Annotated in this window: 10 protein-coding genes; 8 read left to right on the top strand and 2 right to left on the bottom strand. The window is 70.7% G+C overall.

Translation table 11 applies throughout. The features are described from left to right. Positions 1 to 69 precede the first annotated feature (69 nt). The 5 genes from ACFRFC_RS10410 to ACFRFC_RS10390 all read left to right on the top strand — a co-directional run bounded on the left by ACFRFC_RS10410 (position 70) and on the right by ACFRFC_RS10390 (position 8626). A complete protein-coding gene (locus ACFRFC_RS10410; protein ID WP_382680648.1) occupies positions 70 to 2973 on the top strand; it encodes a lantibiotic dehydratase in 2904 nt (967 codons plus the stop codon). Beyond that, the gene (locus ACFRFC_RS10405) at positions 2970 to 4220 is read left to right on the top strand and encodes a lanthionine synthetase C family protein (RefSeq protein ID WP_382680647.1); all 1251 of its coding nucleotides are present in this window, start codon (positions 2970 to 2972) and stop codon (positions 4218 to 4220) included. The genes ACFRFC_RS10410 and ACFRFC_RS10405 overlap by 4 nt, the downstream gene beginning before the upstream one ends. Positions 4221 to 4346: 126 nt before the next feature. Further along, entirely contained in the window at positions 4347 to 5096 is a 750-nt protein-coding gene (locus ACFRFC_RS10400; protein ID WP_382680646.1) for a thiopeptide-type bacteriocin biosynthesis protein, read from the top strand. Then, a complete protein-coding gene (locus ACFRFC_RS10395) occupies positions 5080 to 6300 on the top strand; it encodes a hypothetical protein (protein WP_382680645.1) in 1221 nt (406 codons plus the stop codon). Before ACFRFC_RS10400 ends, ACFRFC_RS10395 begins: the two co-directional genes overlap by 17 nt. Before the next feature lie 379 nt (positions 6301 to 6679). Beyond that, a complete protein-coding gene (locus ACFRFC_RS10390; protein WP_382680644.1) occupies positions 6680 to 8626 on the top strand; it encodes an FUSC family protein in 1947 nt (648 codons plus the stop codon). 174 nt (positions 8627 to 8800) lie between these two features. Here the strand turns inward: ACFRFC_RS10390 and ACFRFC_RS10385 are convergent, their stop codons facing one another. Beyond that, positions 8801 to 10879: a PhoX family protein gene (locus tag ACFRFC_RS10385; RefSeq protein WP_382680643.1), complete on the bottom strand. Its 2079-nt coding sequence runs from the start codon at positions 10877 to 10879 to the stop codon at positions 8801 to 8803. Between the two features lie 381 nt (positions 10880 to 11260). Between ACFRFC_RS10385 and ACFRFC_RS10380 the strand changes: the two genes are divergently transcribed. From ACFRFC_RS10380 to ACFRFC_RS10370, 3 genes are all read left to right on the top strand, one after another. After that, on the top strand, positions 11261 to 13435 hold the full coding sequence (locus tag ACFRFC_RS10380) for a VWA domain-containing protein (protein WP_383112607.1): 2175 nt from the start codon (positions 11261 to 11263) through the stop codon (positions 13433 to 13435). Positions 13436 to 13565: 130 nt separating this feature from the next. After that, positions 13566 to 15296 carry a methionine--tRNA ligase gene (gene metG / locus ACFRFC_RS10375; protein ID WP_382680641.1) on the top strand — a complete coding sequence of 577 codons (1731 nt, stop codon included), beginning with the start codon at positions 13566 to 13568 and terminating at the stop codon, positions 15294 to 15296. Positions 15297 to 15388: 92 nt separating this feature from the next. Beyond that, complete coding sequence (locus ACFRFC_RS10370; protein WP_382680640.1) at positions 15389 to 15754, top strand: PH domain-containing protein; 366 nt, start codon at positions 15389 to 15391, stop codon at positions 15752 to 15754. An 86-nt stretch (positions 15755 to 15840) separates the two neighbouring features. Here the strand turns inward: ACFRFC_RS10370 and ACFRFC_RS10365 are convergent, their stop codons facing one another. Beyond that, positions 15841 to 16053, bottom strand: a complete 213-nt coding sequence (locus tag ACFRFC_RS10365; protein ID WP_382680639.1) for a DUF397 domain-containing protein — start codon at positions 16051 to 16053, stop codon at positions 15841 to 15843. Positions 16054 to 16191: the final 138 nt, after the last annotated feature.

The raw sequence follows: 16191 nt of genomic DNA, 5'->3' as shown, positions 1-16191 counted from the left end.
GTCTATCGCGGTGTCTGGTCGCGTCCGTGCTCGCGGCGCGACCAGACACCGCGGCCATAGGAGGGGTGCGTGTATCGCCACCTTGACGCGGCGGTGGTCCGAGCAGCCGCGGTGCACTTCGAGCGTCCGGTGATCTGGCCGGAACTGACCGGACCGGCCGCGAATCCGGCGTCCTGGCAGGCATGGCTGGGGCAGATGTGGCAGATCTCCGAGTTCAAGGCGGCTGTGGCAGCCGCGAGTCCGGTTCTCGCCCGGCGAGTGGGCGAGATCTGCTCCGGACGGCTGGTGGCGGAGACCGCCGTTCGCCGTACGGTGCTGTCCGTGCTCCGGTATCTGCTGCGGGCACGTACCCGTGCCACCCCCTTCGGCTTGTTCGCCGGAATCGCTCCGGCGAGGATCGGCGCTACGGCGGCGCTGCGTACGGGCCGTGCGCACCGGTCTGCCGCCAGACCGGACGCGGCGCTGATCACCGCCCTCGTCGACCGCTTCGAACAGCACCCCGAGCTGCGGCAGCACCTGACGCTGCGCACCTCCTGTCTTGTCATCGACCGGGACGGCCACGCGGTGATCGAGCACCGCCGTGGCGGCACGGGTGACGGGGCTTCCGAGCACGTACGGATACGCGTGACCGAGCCGGTCCGCGAAGCCCTGGACGCCGCGCGGGCTCCGATTCTCTGGAGCGATCTCGCCGCGAAGCTGGCCGCCGGTTTCCCGGCCGCCGCCCACGCGACGATCGAGCAGTTGCTCGCCGGGCTCGTCCGTCAACGGTTCCTCACCACCAGCCTGCGTCCCGCGATGACGGCCACCGACCCGCTGGCCGCGCTCATCGAGTTCACACGGCCGCTCCCGCCCACCGAGACCGCTGCACTGCGGGTTGTTCCCAAGACCGCTCTGGATCTTCGGGTCGACTGGGACTTGGTCATACCGGAGGCGGTCGCCGAGGAGGCGGCAGCCGCCGCCCGCGTGCTCACCCGCCTGGCACCCCGCCCTGCTCTGACCGGCTGGCCCGAGTGGCATGGCCGGTTCCTGGAGCGGTACGGACCACGGGCGGCCGTCCCCGTCATGGATGCGATCGAGGCGCTGGGCTACCCACCTGGGTATCTCGGCTCCACCGCCGCACCGGCCACAGTGCCGCTGCCCGATCGCGACAGCCGCCTTCTCCAGCTCGCCTACGCCGCCGGCGTGCGGCGATGTCTGGAGGTCGAACTCGATGACGCGACGATCGAGAAACTGGCCACCACGGCTCCCGGCCACCCGGTACAGCCGAGCACCGAAGTCACCGTCCGTATCGCCGCAGTGAGCGTTCCAGCGCTGGAACGGGGCGAGTTCACGCTCCACGTCGTCGGAGTGGCACGGTCGGCCGGAACGACCACCGGTCGCTTTCTGCACCTCCTCGACGAGGATGACCGCCACCGCATGTCCACGGTGTACGCCGGGCTGCCCGGCGTACACGGCAACGCGCTGCTGGCCCAGATCAGCGCCCCTCCCTTGTCCTTACGCGCCGAGAACGTCGCGCGGGCCGGGCTGGTGACCGACCTCGTGATCTCACTCGGCGACCACCCCGGGACGGAGAGCGGCATCGTTCCGCTGTCGGACCTGGCGGTGACCGCCGACGCCGAGCGACTGCATCTGTACTCGCTCTCCCGCCGCCGCCCCCTTCACACGCTGCTGCTGAACGCCGTGGACCTGGGCCACCATTCACATCCGCTGACCCGCTTCCTGGCCGAGGCACCCGTCGCTCTGACTGTCCCCTGCACCGGCTTCACGTGGGGAGCCGCGGCCTCCAGCCTGCCGTTTCTGCCCGCGCTGCGATACGGACGTACGGTGCTGTCGCCAGCTCGCTGGCTTCTCGGCGGGAGTGATCTCCCGGGGCCGTCGGCCTCCTGGTCGGAGTGGGAGGAGGGCCTCTCCCTGTGGCGCCGGGATGCGGGAGTCCCCGTCAAGGTCACCCTGAGCGAGGCCGACCGGGCCATCGGTCTCGATCTCGCGGAACCATCGCATCGAGCCCTGCTGCGCGCCCACCTGGACCGTGCTGGAAGCCTCACCCTCCACTCCATACCCTCACCCGAGACTGCGGGATGGACCGGAGGGCGCGCCCACGAGGTTGTCGTCCCGCTGATCGCGGAACAGAACGTGCCTCCCGTCAGGGCCGGGGCGCACGTCGTCCGCCGCGAGCACGGGCACCCGCCCGGCTGCGACAACCGCGTCTACCTCCAGCTCCACGGGCACCGAGACCGCCAGAACGCGGTCCTCACCCGCCACCTTCCGGCCCTCCTGAAGGAGCTGGGGAACCCCCGGTGGTGGTTCGTCCGGTACCAGAGTCCCGGAGACCATCTGCGGGTGCGGCTGAGCTGCGAAGCCGGTGCGTTCGGCTCCGCCATCGAGCGGATCGGCCGGTGGGCCAGGCGGCTCCAGGGCGTCGGCCTGATCACTCATACCGGCCTGGAGACCTATCACCCGGAGGTCGCGCGGTTCGGCGGCCCGGCGGCGATGACGGCCGCCGAGCGGTACTTCGCCACCGACTCCGATGCGGCGCTGGCCCAGCTCACCGCCGAGGTCGGCAAGGGCTCCTCGGACATCCGGGCGGTCACCGCCGCGAGCATGGTGGACATCGCGGTCGCCCTGCTCGGCGACGACGAAACGGCGATGCGCTGGCTGATCGCACACACCCGCACCGACAGGACAGCTCCGCCTCGGGACCTCTACTACCGAGCCGTCGCCTTGGTGAGCAACGGCTCGTCCACCTTGGACGAACGCGTCACCGGCGCTTGGTCCGAGCGCCGCGTGGCTCTGGCGGACTACGCCCACGCCCTCAGGGATGCGGCAGCAGATCCGCGAGACCTGCTGCCGGATCTCCTCCACCTCCACCACGTCCGTATGCAGGGGCCAGGGCTCCCCGAGGAACGCGTACACCTGCACCTGGCCCGAGCCGCCGCCCTGAGCTGGACGGCCCGGCAGAGGAGAACAGCGTGAGTACGACAGCCCGGGTCCCGGTCCGCGACGCGCTCTCGGCCGCCGAGCACATCGCGTGCACCCTCTCCTCCCCCGGCGCCGTCCGGCCCGGTGGCCCACCCGACGAGGTCCGCGCTTGGCCGCAGTCACTCGCGGGCGGAGCCGCCGGCATCGCCCTGCTCCACATCGAACGTGCCCGGACCGGTCACGGCGATTGGGACACCGCCCACGCCTGGCTGACCACGGCCGCCCGCGGCGAGATCAGCGGAGCCGCGAACGCGAACCTGTACCTCGGGGCTCCCGCCCTCGCGTACATCACCCACCGTGCGGCCGGCGAGTCGAGCCGCTACGCCCGCGCCCTGCGTCGTCTCGACGCGGCGACGCTCGGCATCACCCAGGACCGCCTGGCCGAGGCTCACCAGCGGATCGACCGTGGCGACCGCCCTCCCATGGAGGAGTTCGACCTGATCCAGGGCCTGTCAGGGCTCGGCGCACACCACATGAGCCGCCACCCCGACGCCCAGATCACCCGAGACGTCCTGACCTACCTGGTCCGTCTGACCGAGCCCCTGCCCGTCGCTGCCGAACTGCCGCCCTGGTGGATGGACGTCTCGCCCACCGGCGCCCCGCACGCCGACCATCCTGGCGGGCACGGCAACGTCGGACTCGCCCACGGGATCGGCTCCGCCTTGTCCGTCCTGTCCCTGGCCGTGCTGTGTGGCCTGCGGGTACCCGGCCTGACCGATGCGATCGAGCGGGTGTGCGTCTGGACCGACCGATGGCGCCAAGGAAGTCCCACGGCCCCATGGTGGCCGGGCTACCTCTCGATGCGGCAGGCCACGGACAGCCGGGGCCACTCGGCTCTCCGCCCCCGCCCCTCCTGGTGCTACGGAGTCAGCGGCACCGCCCGCGCCCAGCAACTGGCCGCCCTCGCCCTCCGGGACCCGACGCGCCTACGGACGGCCGAGAACGCGATCCTCGCGACGCTGCGTGACCCCCACCAGCTCGACCGCTTGCCCGAGACCGGGCTCTGCCACGGCATGGCCGGCCTGCTCCTCGCGGCGTGGCGGATGGCTTCCGCGACGGGCAATACCGAGATAGCCAACGAGCTGCCTCCCCTGGCCACTCGCCTGATCACGGCACTCGACAGGCGCGCCTTCGACCCCGAACTCCTCGACGGAGCCGCCGGAGCCGCGCTCGCCCTCCACACCCTGGGGGCGGGCACCACACCCGCACCCCACTGGGACTCCTTCCTCGCCCTCGCCTGATCGCCGCCGGAGACCTGCCCATGAACCCAACCGCCTGGCATCAGACCAACCTCACCTTCCCGGACTGGGAAAGGGCCGAGGCCACCGCCTTGATCCACCTCGCCCCGCTCCTGCGTACCAGGGAAGATGAAGGCACCATCACCGCCTGGTTCATCATCCGCAAGCGTCCGTGCTGGCGCGTGCGCTACCTGGCCACCCCCCCCCGGACACGACCGACTCGGCCAGGATCTCGACGCACTGATCACCGGGGGAGCCGTCACAGCGTCGGCCGAGATCGTCTACGAGCCCGAGACCCACGCCTTCGGCGGCCCCGGCGCCATGGCATCGGCGCACCGGCTCTTCCACCGGGACAGCCGGAACCTCACGCACTTCCTCCGAGGCTATGCGGGCCGACACCGACGCGAGACGTCGCTCATGTTGTGCAGCCTCATGATGCGCTCCGCCGGACTGGACTGGTACGAGCAGGGCGACGTCTGGGCGAAGGTCGGTGCCCATCGCGCCCTGCCCGACGGGCATCGACGGGCCCTGCGTGACGGCTCGGGGCAGGGAGGTGAAGAACGTCTGCTCGCCGCCGTACGCCGCCTGATCTCCGTCAACGGCGAGGATCTCATGCGCGTGGACGGACCGATGGCCGATCGTGCCCAGTGGGCCGACGCCTACAGCAAGGCCGGACGAGAGCTGGCCGATCTTGCCGATACCGGCCGGCTCCACCGCGGGCTCCGTGACGTCCTGGCCCACCACGTGCTCTTCGCCTGGAACCGCATCGGACTGCCCTACGACGCCCAAGCCGCTCTCGCCGCCGCCGCGAAGGCGGTTGTCTTCGGACCGGACCTCATGGAGGGAAGGAGCGCCGCGGATCATGTGGACACTGCCTGACACCTTGGCCCGGCGATTCCCTCTCGTCGCCCGCCCTCGGCCCGTCTGTCTCCCCCTGCCCCGGCGTCTCCACCAGCTCGCCGAACTCGCCGGCACCGCAGGCGAGACCGGCGACCCGGGGGTGGCGTCCACGGTGTTCAACCGTGCCGCACTGATCGCGTCCGACGTCGGCGACTCGGACGCGGCGGCGGCAATGTGCCGTCAGCACGCCGCCGCCTATCTGCACGCCGCGCCTCTGACCGCAGGGGCAGCGATCCGCGCTCTCGAACCGGTCGTCAACCTCGCACGCCTCCGCCTTCGCGGCGGGCGGGCCGACGACGGCCGCCGAGATTTGCTGGCTGTGTTCGACGCGGTGAGCACCGGGATGCCGGTAGAGGCCGGGGGCGTCGCCGTCCCCGCGGACCTCGTGGCCGATACCGCTGACCGTGACGAAGTGCGTGCCTGGTTGTGGAGGATTCTCCTCGCGGACGGCACCCGTGCGCTGACCTCGGCCGGCCGGTGGGCGGAAGCCCTCGCCCATGTCGAGATCCACCGGGGTATCGGGCGTCGGATGCTCGACGGCCGCCAGGTCGCCGTCCTCGCGGCTCTGTCCCGCGGGAGGACCGGCGACGCCGATGACCTGCTCGTGGCCACCGTGCCCGAAGAAGCATGGGAGACCGCAGTCACGGGCTGCCTCTCCGGCCTGTGTCACCGCATGTCGGGACGCCCATGGCGCCACCAGATAGAAGACCTGGCGACCGCATACGCGGAAGGCCCCGGGCGAGAGGACCTGGCCGTCTTCGACGCGAGACTGGGCCTCGCGCTGCTGGACATCGTCGGTTCCGCCGAGGATGCGGTGGCAGGCCTGGTGGTCGCGCGGTTGCACCACCGGGCGATGCACACGAACGACGGGCACGCCGCCCGAGAGGCCCTCTCGCACCCATCCTTCAGAGCAGGTGCGACGCGTGATCAGGTGCGGGACTGCCAGGCGATCGTCGAAGCCTGCGCCCTTGGATCGGGAAGGCTCCTTCCCGAAGTGGAGAACCTGCTCGCCGCGTCCTTGTCAGCCAGTGAGGAGGTGATCCGCCGAAGCGTCGATCTGGCCAGCGGTTCACCGGTGTGGAGTCGAAGGCCACCACCACCGTGGCCTTCGACTTCGGCCGGATCGGCCTCGGTGACCTGGGACTGCTCCTGTTCGGCGCACCGGGCCAGGCGCGATTCGTAGACCTGTGGCACGACCTGGCCGTTCCGCGACGGGCAGCGGCCCGCCCCCGTCTGACAGTCCGGCCCCGGCGCCTGTGGGACGAGGTGACCGACGCCTACCGGTGGGTGGAAGGAAAGAGGCGCACCCGGTCCGGCCCGGCTGGGGCTCACGGTCGACGCGTACGGCGGCCAGCGCGCGTGGCTCGACGACCCGGCGCACGAGTCCTGGCCCGTCCGCCGCCCCGGATGAGCCTCTCGGCAGGACGTGCCGGGGGGCGATGTACGCGGCACGATATACGGCCTCACCTCGCGCATCCGATGCCGCCGCCGCCCGGGGAACTGGACGTACGGCGGCCGGAGTGACCGCAGATACCGGCCACCGGCCTGGCCATAATGTGCCCATGCCTCGCGAGTTCCCCATCGGCCTCACCCCTCCCGACTGGCTGGTCCGGAACCTGAAGCCCCAGCAGGCGCCGGTCAACCGGCCGGCCGTCGCCCGCGCCGCCGTCGCGATGACCCTGCCGCTGGCGATCGGGCTGGCCGTCGGGCAGCCCGCCTACGGGGCCCTCGCCTCCATGGGCGCCCTGTCCGGGGTCATCGGCGACACCGCCGACGCCTACCGGATGCGGATCCTCAACATCGCCATCCCGCAGCTGTTCGGCGCGATCGGGGTCACCCTCGGCTCACTCGCCTTCGGGCACGGCTGGCTCACGGTCCTCGCCGTCACCGCCATCGCCCTGGTGTCCGGCATGATCTCCACGATCGGCGCCGTCGCCTCCGTGTCCGGACTCCTGCTGCTGCTCAACGCCGTGATCGGCGCCGGGCTCCCGATGCCGGGGCCCTGGTGGGCGGCGCCGCTGCTGATGACCGGCGGCGGGCTGCTGGTCCTGCTGCTCGCGCTGCTCGCCTGGCCGCTGCGCTCCGGCGTCCCCGAGCGTGCCGCCGTCGCCGACACCTACCGCAAGGTCGCCACGCTGCTCGCCGGGAGCGCCTCCGACGGCTACGAGGACGCCCGGCACGCCGCCACCCAGTCGCTCAACCAGGCGTACGACCTCGTCCTCGGCCACCGCACCCGCCACCACGGCCGCAGCGCCGACCTCACCCGGCTGATCGCCCAGCTCAACGCGATCACGCCGGTCATCGAGGCCGCCCCCGCCGCCCATCTGTCCGGCATCCCGCTGCCACCGCAGATCCCCTCCGCCGCACGGCACCTCGCCGACGCCGTCGAGACCGGCTACCGCGGACCGATAGGACTGGTCCTCCCCGGACCGCAGAGCGAGAGCGCTCGCGCCGTCGACCATGCGCTGCGGCACGCCGCCGATGTCGTCACCAGCCCCGATGTCGACCCCTACGGGATCGACGACGGGATCGACGACGGCCTCGGCCGCCCGGCCGGCCCGCGCGTCCGCGCCGCCCGCGCGACCCGGACCGTCGTCCTGTCCTCCGGCTCCTGGCGCTACGGCCTGCGCCTCGCCCTGTGCATCGGCCTCGCCCAGGCACTGGTCTCCCTGGTCGACGTCCCCCGCTCCTACTGGGTCGCCCTGACCATCACCTTCGTCCTCAAGCCCGACTTCGGCTCGGTCTTCTCCCGGGCCCTGCTGCGCGCCCTGGGCACGGTCGCCGGACTGGTCGTCGCGGCGGCGGTCCTCTCCCAGGTACCACGCGGCTGGTGGGACGTACCGGTGATGCTGCTCCTCGCCCCCCTCATCCCCGCCCTCACCCCACGGGGGTACGGGTATCAGACCGCCGCCATCACCCCGGTGATCCTCCTGCTGTCCGACACCCTCAACCGCGAGGGCACCGCCCTGCTGCTGCCCCGGCTCCTCGACTCCCTGATGGGCTGCGCCATCGCGCTGATCGCCGGGTATCTGCTGTGGCCGGAGAGCTGGCACACCCGCGTCGGCGACCGGCTCGCGGACGCCGTCGCCGACAGCGCGCGCTACGTCGAATCCGCCTTCGGCAAGGCCACCGACCCGGCCGGCCGCGCCCGGATGCGGCGCCGCCTGTACCGCGATCTGTCCGTCATCCGTACGGAGTTCCAGCGCGCCCTGACCGAACCGCCGCCCACCGGACGCCACGCCGCCGCCTGGTGGCCGCTGGTCGTCGCCGTGGAACGGATCGTCGACGCGACGACCGCCGCCCGGGTCCGGGTCGAACACGGGGCCGACCCACCCGCGCGGGCCGAGGTCGACCAGGTGGCGCTCCAGTTGCGCGAGCTGTCCGAGGGGCTGCGGGAGGTGGAGGTGCTGTTCCCGGTCCGTACGGATCTCACCGGGCCCGCGGACAGTGTGCTGGAGCCGCTGCGTCAGGAGGTGGCGGCGGCACGGGCGATCACCTCCCCGAGGTGACCGCCCGACGGACCTGAGGTCGCCCGACGGACCTGAGGTCGCCCGGCAGACACAGCCGCAGACACAGCCGCAGACACAGCCGCAGGCACCGGCGTACCGGGAGTGGCTGGAACGCGACGGCGTACGGCAGCCGCCGCCGGTCCCAGCCCCCGCGCACAGCGTCGTGCGGGTGACTCAGACTCCGATGTCCTTGCCGTCGGTGCGGTAGACCGCGACGACGGCGGGACGGTTGATCTTGCCGGGTCCGTCGGGCCAGGCGCTCAGCGGGTTCTCGGCGGAGGCACCGTCCAGCTCGCCCGGGTGCTGTACGGCGACCAGCACCCGCCGGTCCTGGATGATCGGGCCGCAGGTCTCGGCGCCCTTGGGCACGGTGAGGAACTGCTTCAGCTCACCCTTGCGGTCGCCGCGGGTGGCGACGCCGAAGAGCCCGTCATGGGTGCCGAGCTGATTGCCGTCGGTGGAGATCCACAGGTTGCCGTGGTCGTCGAAGGCCACGTTGTCCGGGCAGGAGATCGGGCTGACCTTGTCCTTGGGGAACCCGGCGAAGTAGGTCGCGGGGTCCGTGGGGTCACCGGCGACCAGGAACAGCGTCCAGGCGAAGGTGGTGGACTCGGCCTTGTTCCAGCGCTCGGTCAGCTCCAGGATGTGCCCGTGCTTGTTGGCGTTGCGCGGGTTGGCCTCGTCCGCCTTGGCGTTGGTGCCGATACCGCGGTTGGTGTTGTTGGTGAGGGCGATGTAGACCTTGCCGGAGTGCGGGTTGGGCTCGACGTCCTCGGGGCGGTCCATCTTGGTGGCGCCGACCTTGTCACCGGCGAGCCGGGTGAAGACGAACACCTCGTCGGCGGTCATGCCCTCGACGTGCGAGACGGCGCCCTCGCTGGTGGCGGTGGCCAGCGGGATCCACTGACCCGAACCGTCGAACTCGCCGTCGCTGGGGAGCTTGCCGGTGCCGTCGATCTCGATGGCGGGCGAGTCGCCGGTGAGCTTGGCGACGTAGAGGGTGCCCTCGTCGAGCAGCGTCAGATTGTGCTCGCGCACGGACCGGCCGCTGCCCTTCTTCATCCGCTTGGTGCCGACGAACTTGTAGAAGTAGTCGAAGCGCTCGTCGTCACCGGAGTAGACGACGGGACGGCCGTCGTCCGTGAGGCGGACGGTCGCACCCTCGTGCTTGAACCGGCCCAGCGCGGTGTGCTTGCGCGGGGTGGAGTCGGGGTCGGTCGGGTCCAGCTCGACGATGTAGCCGAAGCGGTGCGGCTCGTTGGGCTCCTGGGCGACGTCGAAGCGCTTGTCGAAACGCTCCCACTTGCGCTCGCTGGCGGCGGCGCCGAGACCGTAGCGCTTGTCGTTGGGGCGGGTGGCGTTGGCGAAGTACTGGTTGAAGTTCTCCTCGCCGTGCAGCGTGGTGCCCCAGGGGGTGACCCCGCCGGCGCAGTTGTTGAGCGTGCCGAGGGCCTTGGTGCCGGTCGGGTCGACGGAGGTCTTCAGCAGCGGCGACCCGGCGGCGGGCCCGGTGACCTTGAACTCGGTGGTGGCGGTGATCCGCCGGTTGAGCGAGTGCCGGGGTACGACGGTGAGCTTCCCGCTCTTCTTGTCCTCCTCCACCACGACGGCGGACAGCCCATGAGCGGCCCAGGCGATCTCGACCTGCTCGCGGGTGGGGTTGGCGGAGTCGTAGCCACGGAACATGAGCACCTCGTCGGTGTACTCATGATTGGCGACGAGAATCTGCCGGTCCTTCTCGCCCGGCACCGGCAGCAGCGCGAGGAAGTCGTTGTTGTAGCCGAACTGTCCGGCCTGCGCCTGGGCGGTCTGCTTGTCCGGGTCGAAGGCCGGGGCGCCGCGCAGAATGGGCTCACCCCACCGGATCACGATGTTCTGGTTGTGCCCCGTGGGGATGGTCACCGCGTCGTTGGTGTTCGGCGCGACGGTCGTGAAGCGCAGCCCGCGGGCGGACTGGGCGGACTGGCCCGCGCTGCCGCCCGACCCGGTGGCGGGCGCGGCCTGCGCCTGCGGGGCACCCGCCACGGAGACCGCACTCCCGGCGGCGGCAGCGGCGGTGACGACCGCGGCGGCCCGCATCACGGAACGGCGGCTCAGCGCGGTGGCGATCACATCACCGACGTACGGGTTCGCGGTGGTGTTGGGCACCTCGTGGAAACAGGCGTCACCACAGCGGAAGCGGCACGTGAGCGCGGCGCGGCCACCGGGGTGCGAGTCGTTCGAGGTTCTGATGATGGGCAGTTGCATACGCACTTGGTTCTCCCCTTGCTTCCCCTTTTATCCAGCGTGACGGACGGTAGGAGCACGTTTGTGCGGGAGCGGAGCCGTCGGGTGAACGGCGAGTGAACTAAAGGTATCCAAGGGAGAGTTGACGCTAGGCGCGTAGACCGGCCAAAGGTGTGGCCGATGTGCGGCTGGTGCACAAGGTGACATTGCGTGACATTGCGCCGCCCGCGCCACACGACGTCCGCGCCACGACGAGAGCACACCGAAGCCGCTGCTCCGAGGCCGCCCGCGCGATCGAAGTGGCGGCCGGGTGAACCCACCCCAAGATCACCCCATGAGGCCGCTAACCTTACGTGTCCGTCCTGGCCAGGGATCGGCTGGCATCAACTCACACGAAGGGTTGCGCACATGGGCATTCTCACTCTCCTGCGGAACGCATTCGGCCGCACGCGCAGAGCGCGATCCGCCGAGGCAGAGGGTACGGGGACGCCTGCGGCGGCCACGGTGGAGCCGGGGCCGGTGGAAACAAAACCGGCCACACCGACCATCCCGGGCCCGGCGCCGGCACCGGACTCGGAGCGGGCACCGGTAACGGTTCCGGCTGCGCCTGCGGAGGCGGCTGCGGCTGCGGTTTCGCCATCGGGGGCGGCTGTGGCTGCGGGGGCGGCTGCGGTTTCGTCGTCGGAGGCGGTGGCGGGCGGGGCCTCGGGTGGGGCCTCGACGGTGGTCACGGAGGCGGCGTCGGCTGTGGTGACGGATACGGGTCCGTCCTCGACGGTGGATGAGACTCCGGCTACGGCTACGACTGCGGCGCCGGACGCGGTGCAGGTGCAGGTCCCGGAGCCGAGGGTCTCCTCGCCGGAGGCGCATGACCTGGTGGCGGCGGCCTTCGACAATGTGGCGGTGCCGGTCGTACCCAGGCCGGCGGGGGAGCCGAGGCTGGAGCAGTCGGGCGGGGCTACGGAGACGGAGGTCTCGGAGGCGGAGCCAACGCCTGCGGAGCAGCCCGCCGACGGGGAGCCGACGCCGGTCGCAGCGGAGGCCGAGGCAGCAGAGGCGGAGGCCGGGGAGCCGGAGGCAACGCCAGCGGCCCAGCCGGCCGACGAGCAGCCCACGCCGGTCGCAGCGGAAGCCGAGACCGAGGAGCCGACGACTTCGGCGACGCCCGCAGAACAGCCCGCCGCCGACGACTCGACGCCGGTCACGTCAGAAGCCGAGATCACCGAACCGGAGACCGAGGCCACGGCCCCGGAGACTGCCGCCGCACCTGCGGAGCAGCCCGCCGAGGAGCCCACGCCGGTCACGGCTGAGACCGAGGAGCCAGTGGCCGCGGCTGAAAAGCCGGAGGCTGCGGCAACGCCCGCCGAGGCGGAGACGCCCACGGAGGAGCCCGCCGCCGAAGAGCAGACGCCGGTCGAGGCGGAGCCCAAGGCCGAGGAGCCGGTGATCGCGGCGACGCCGCCCGCCGAAGAGGCCGTGACCGAGGAGACCCCGGTCGCCGCCGAACCCGTAGCGGACGAGGCGGAGCAGCCCGTACGGGAGACGGCCGAGGACCCACAGCCGGAACCGGAGCCGGCGAAGCCGGAAACGGAGCCGAAGGCTGAGCCGACGGCGACGGCGGAGCCGGACGCCCAGACCGAACCGGAATCGAAGCCAGACCCGGAATCGGAGCCCGAGCCCACCCCGGAGCCGGAGCCCACCCCGGAACCGGAAGCCGCGTCCCAGCCCGAATCCACCCCGGAACCCGCAGCCACCCCCACCCCCGAGGCCGCCGAGGCCCCCGAGGCCGCCGACGGCGAGCAAGCCCCACAGGGGCCACCCGCACCCGACGACGAAAGCGGTACGGGTGGTGCGGGTGGGAACACCCCCGGCGATGGCGAAGCCGAGCCGTCCCCCCTCCCCCCAACCCTCGTCACCGCCCACACCTCCGCCGCCACCGCCCTGGCCCAGGCCGGCCGCACCACCACCCGAGCCCACACCTACCTCGTCCTCGACCGCTCCGCGAGCATGCGCCCGTACTACAAGGACGGCTCGGCCCAGGCCCTGGCCGACCAGACCCTCGCCCTCGCGGCCCACCTCACCCCCACACCAGACACCCCCACCGTCCACGTCACCTTCTTCTCCACGGAAGTGGACGGCACCACGGACCTCACCCTCACCGACCACGAGACAAAGATCGACGACACCCACGCGACCCTCGGCCGCATGGGCCGCACCAGCTACCACACCGCCGTAGCGGAAATCCTCACCCACTACGACACCCACTACGACAAATCCGGCACCCGCACCCGCACCCCCACCCCCACCCCCACCCCCACCCCCACCCCCGCCCTCGTCGTCTTCCAGACCGACGGCGCCCCCGACGCCAAGACCCCGGCGACCCAGGCCCTGACCGAGGCGGCGAAGACCCACCCCCAGATCCACTTCGCCTTCGTGGCCTTCGGCGACCCGGAGAACAAGGCTTTCGACTACCTCCGCAAGCTGAAGACCCCCAACACCTCCCACTTTTTGGCCGGCGAGACCCCCCTGGAACTCACCGACGCGGAACTCTACGAAGGCATCCTCAAGGGCTGGCGCCCGTAACCAAGCCCCACCCCCGAACCCATACCCGGCCGCCCCCTCCCCACCACCAAAACGGGAGGCGGGCGGCCCACCCCTGTCGGCTACGATTTCAAGGTTCGCGAAGAGAAAAACCACCCTTGGAGCAGCCGCCATGGCTCGACACCTCATCACCAGCGCCCTTCCCTACATCAACGGGATCAAGCACCTGGGCAACATGGTGGGGTCCATGCTCCCGGCGGACGTCTACTCCCGTTACCTCCGCCAGCGCGGCCACGAGGTCCTCTACATCTGCGCGACGGACGAACACGGCACCCCGGCCGAACTGGCGGCGAAGGAGCAGGGCCTCCCGGTCGCCGAATTCTGCGCGCAGGCCCACGACGCGCAGAAGGCGGTGTACGACGGCTTCGGCCTGTCCTTCGACTACTTCGGCCGCAGCTCCTCCCCCCAGAACCGCGAGATCACCCAGCACTTCGCCCGCCGCCTCAACGAGAACGGCTTCATCGAAGAGCGCGCGATCCGCCAGGTCTACTCCCCCACCGACGGCCGCTTCCTCCCGGACCGCTATGTCGTCGGCACCTGTCCCCACTGCGGCTACGACAAGGCCCGCGGCGACCAGTGCGAGAACTGCACGCGCGTGCTGGACCCGACCGACCTGATCAACCCGCGCTCGGCGATCTCCGGCTCCACGGACCTGGAGGTCCGCGAGACCAAGCACCTCTTCCTCCTCCAGTCCAAGCTCCAGCACGAGGTGGAGGAGTGGATCGCTGCCCACGAGAGCGACTGGCCGCAGCTCGCCTCCTCCATCGCCCGCAAGTGGCTGACCGAGGGCCTGCACGACCGCGCGATCACCCGCGACCTGGACTGGGGCGTCCCCGTACCGGCGGACACCTGGCCGGAGCTGGCGGCCGAGGGCAAGGTCTTCTACGTGTGGTTCGACGCCCCGATCGAATACATCGGCGCGACCAAGGAATGGTCGGACAAGGCCCCCGCCGGGGAAATCCGGGACTGGAAGTCCTGGTGGTACGACGTGGACACCACCGTCCGCTACACCGAATTCATGGCGAAGGACAATGTCCCGTTCCACACGGTGATGTTCCCGGCGACCGAACTGGGCGTACGGGAGCCGTGGAAGAAGGTGGACTACGTCAAAGCCTTCAACTGGCTGACGTACTACGGCGGAAAGTTCTCCACGTCCCAGAAGCGCGGCGTCTTCACGGACCAGGCGCTCGCCATTCTGCCCGCCGATTACTGGCGCTACTTCCTGATCGCCAACGCCCCCGAGTCGGACGACTCGTCGTTCACCTGGGAGCATTTCACGGCGACGGTGAACAAGGACCTGGCGGACACCCTCGGCAATTTCGTGAACCGCGTCCTGTCCTTCTCCAAGAAGCGCTTCGGCGAAGAGGTCCCGGCGGGCGGCACCCCCGGCGAGGCGGAACAAAAGCTGGGCGAGGAGATCAGCCGTCTTCTCTCCGAGTACGAGCAGCAGCTGGAGTCCCTGCAATTCCGCAAGGCGGCGGCGGCGCTGCGCGCGCTCTGGTCGGCGGGCAACTCCTACTTGGAGGAGAAGGCCCCGTGGCTGGAGATCAAGACCGACAAGGACGGAGCGGCGCTGACACTCCGAACCGCCATGAACCTGATCCACCTCTACTCGGTGGTGTCGGAGCCGATCATCCCGTCGGCGTCGGCGGAAATGCGTAGCACCTTCACGCTCCCCCAGGACACGGCAACCTGGGTCACCGAGTCCGCATCCCGTTCCCTGACCACGCTCCCCCCCGGCACCCCTTTCACGGTCCCCCCGGTCCTGTTCGCCAAGCTCACGGACGACGACCTGGAGACGTACAAGGAGCGCTTCGGGGGCGACACCGCCAACGGGAATTGACACCGAGCAACGGGAAGTAACCCTCCCCCCATGGCCAAACCCCCCACCGTCAAGATATACATTCCGGACGATCACAAGTGGGGGGATCCACCATGGCTCTTTTCGGAAACGCGCATGCCATCGACCCGGCGCAGGCGGCCCAGGACTACACCCGTCTGCTGGGCCAGGGCGAGCAGGTCCACGCCGCGTACCAGCTGATACGCGACACCATCCTGTTCACCGACCGCCGCCTGATCCTGGTCGACAAGCAGGGCATCACGGGCAAGAAGGTCGAGTACCACTCGATTCCGTACCGCAGCATCACCCACTTCGCGGTGGAAACGGCCGGCACCTTCGACCTCGACGCCGAACTCAAGATCTGGGTCTCGGGCTCCGCGGCCCCGATCCAGAAGACGTTCACGAAGGGCGTCGACATCTACGAGGTCCAGGCCATCCTGACCCAGTTCGTGGCCCGCTGAGCAAGCCTTTCTCGCCTCGGAGAGTGACTTCCACTCTCCGAGGCGAGACCAGCTTTCCTCGCCCGCTCCCGTCCACAGCCGAGCAGTCAGCTACCCGATGCGTACGCCGCGAAGCCCGCCCACGCCTCCGGACCCAACGCAAGCCGAGGACTGCCGTCCAGGTACTTGGAGTCACGGACGTGGACGGTGCCGGGCGAGGCAGCGACCTCGACGCAGGACTCACCATTGGTGCCGCTGCTGTAGCTGCTCTTGAACCACGCCAGATCGGAGGCGTCCGGGGCGGAGACCTTGCGAATCATGTTTCTCCCAGTCATCTCAAGACCGGAGACCAGCCAGGCCCCCGGTCACAGTCAGGGAGTCAGCTACCCGACGCGTACCCCACGAAGCCCGCCCACGCCTCCGGACCCAACGCAAGCCGAGGACTGCCGTCCAGGTAC

The sequence above is a fragment of the Streptomyces sp. NPDC056734 genome, from assembly GCF_042790455.1.
GTDB lineage: Bacteria > Actinomycetota > Actinomycetes > Streptomycetales > Streptomycetaceae > Streptomyces.
The sequence above is the reverse complement of the archived record's forward strand: the minus strand, read 5'-3'. Positions and strand labels throughout refer to the sequence as shown.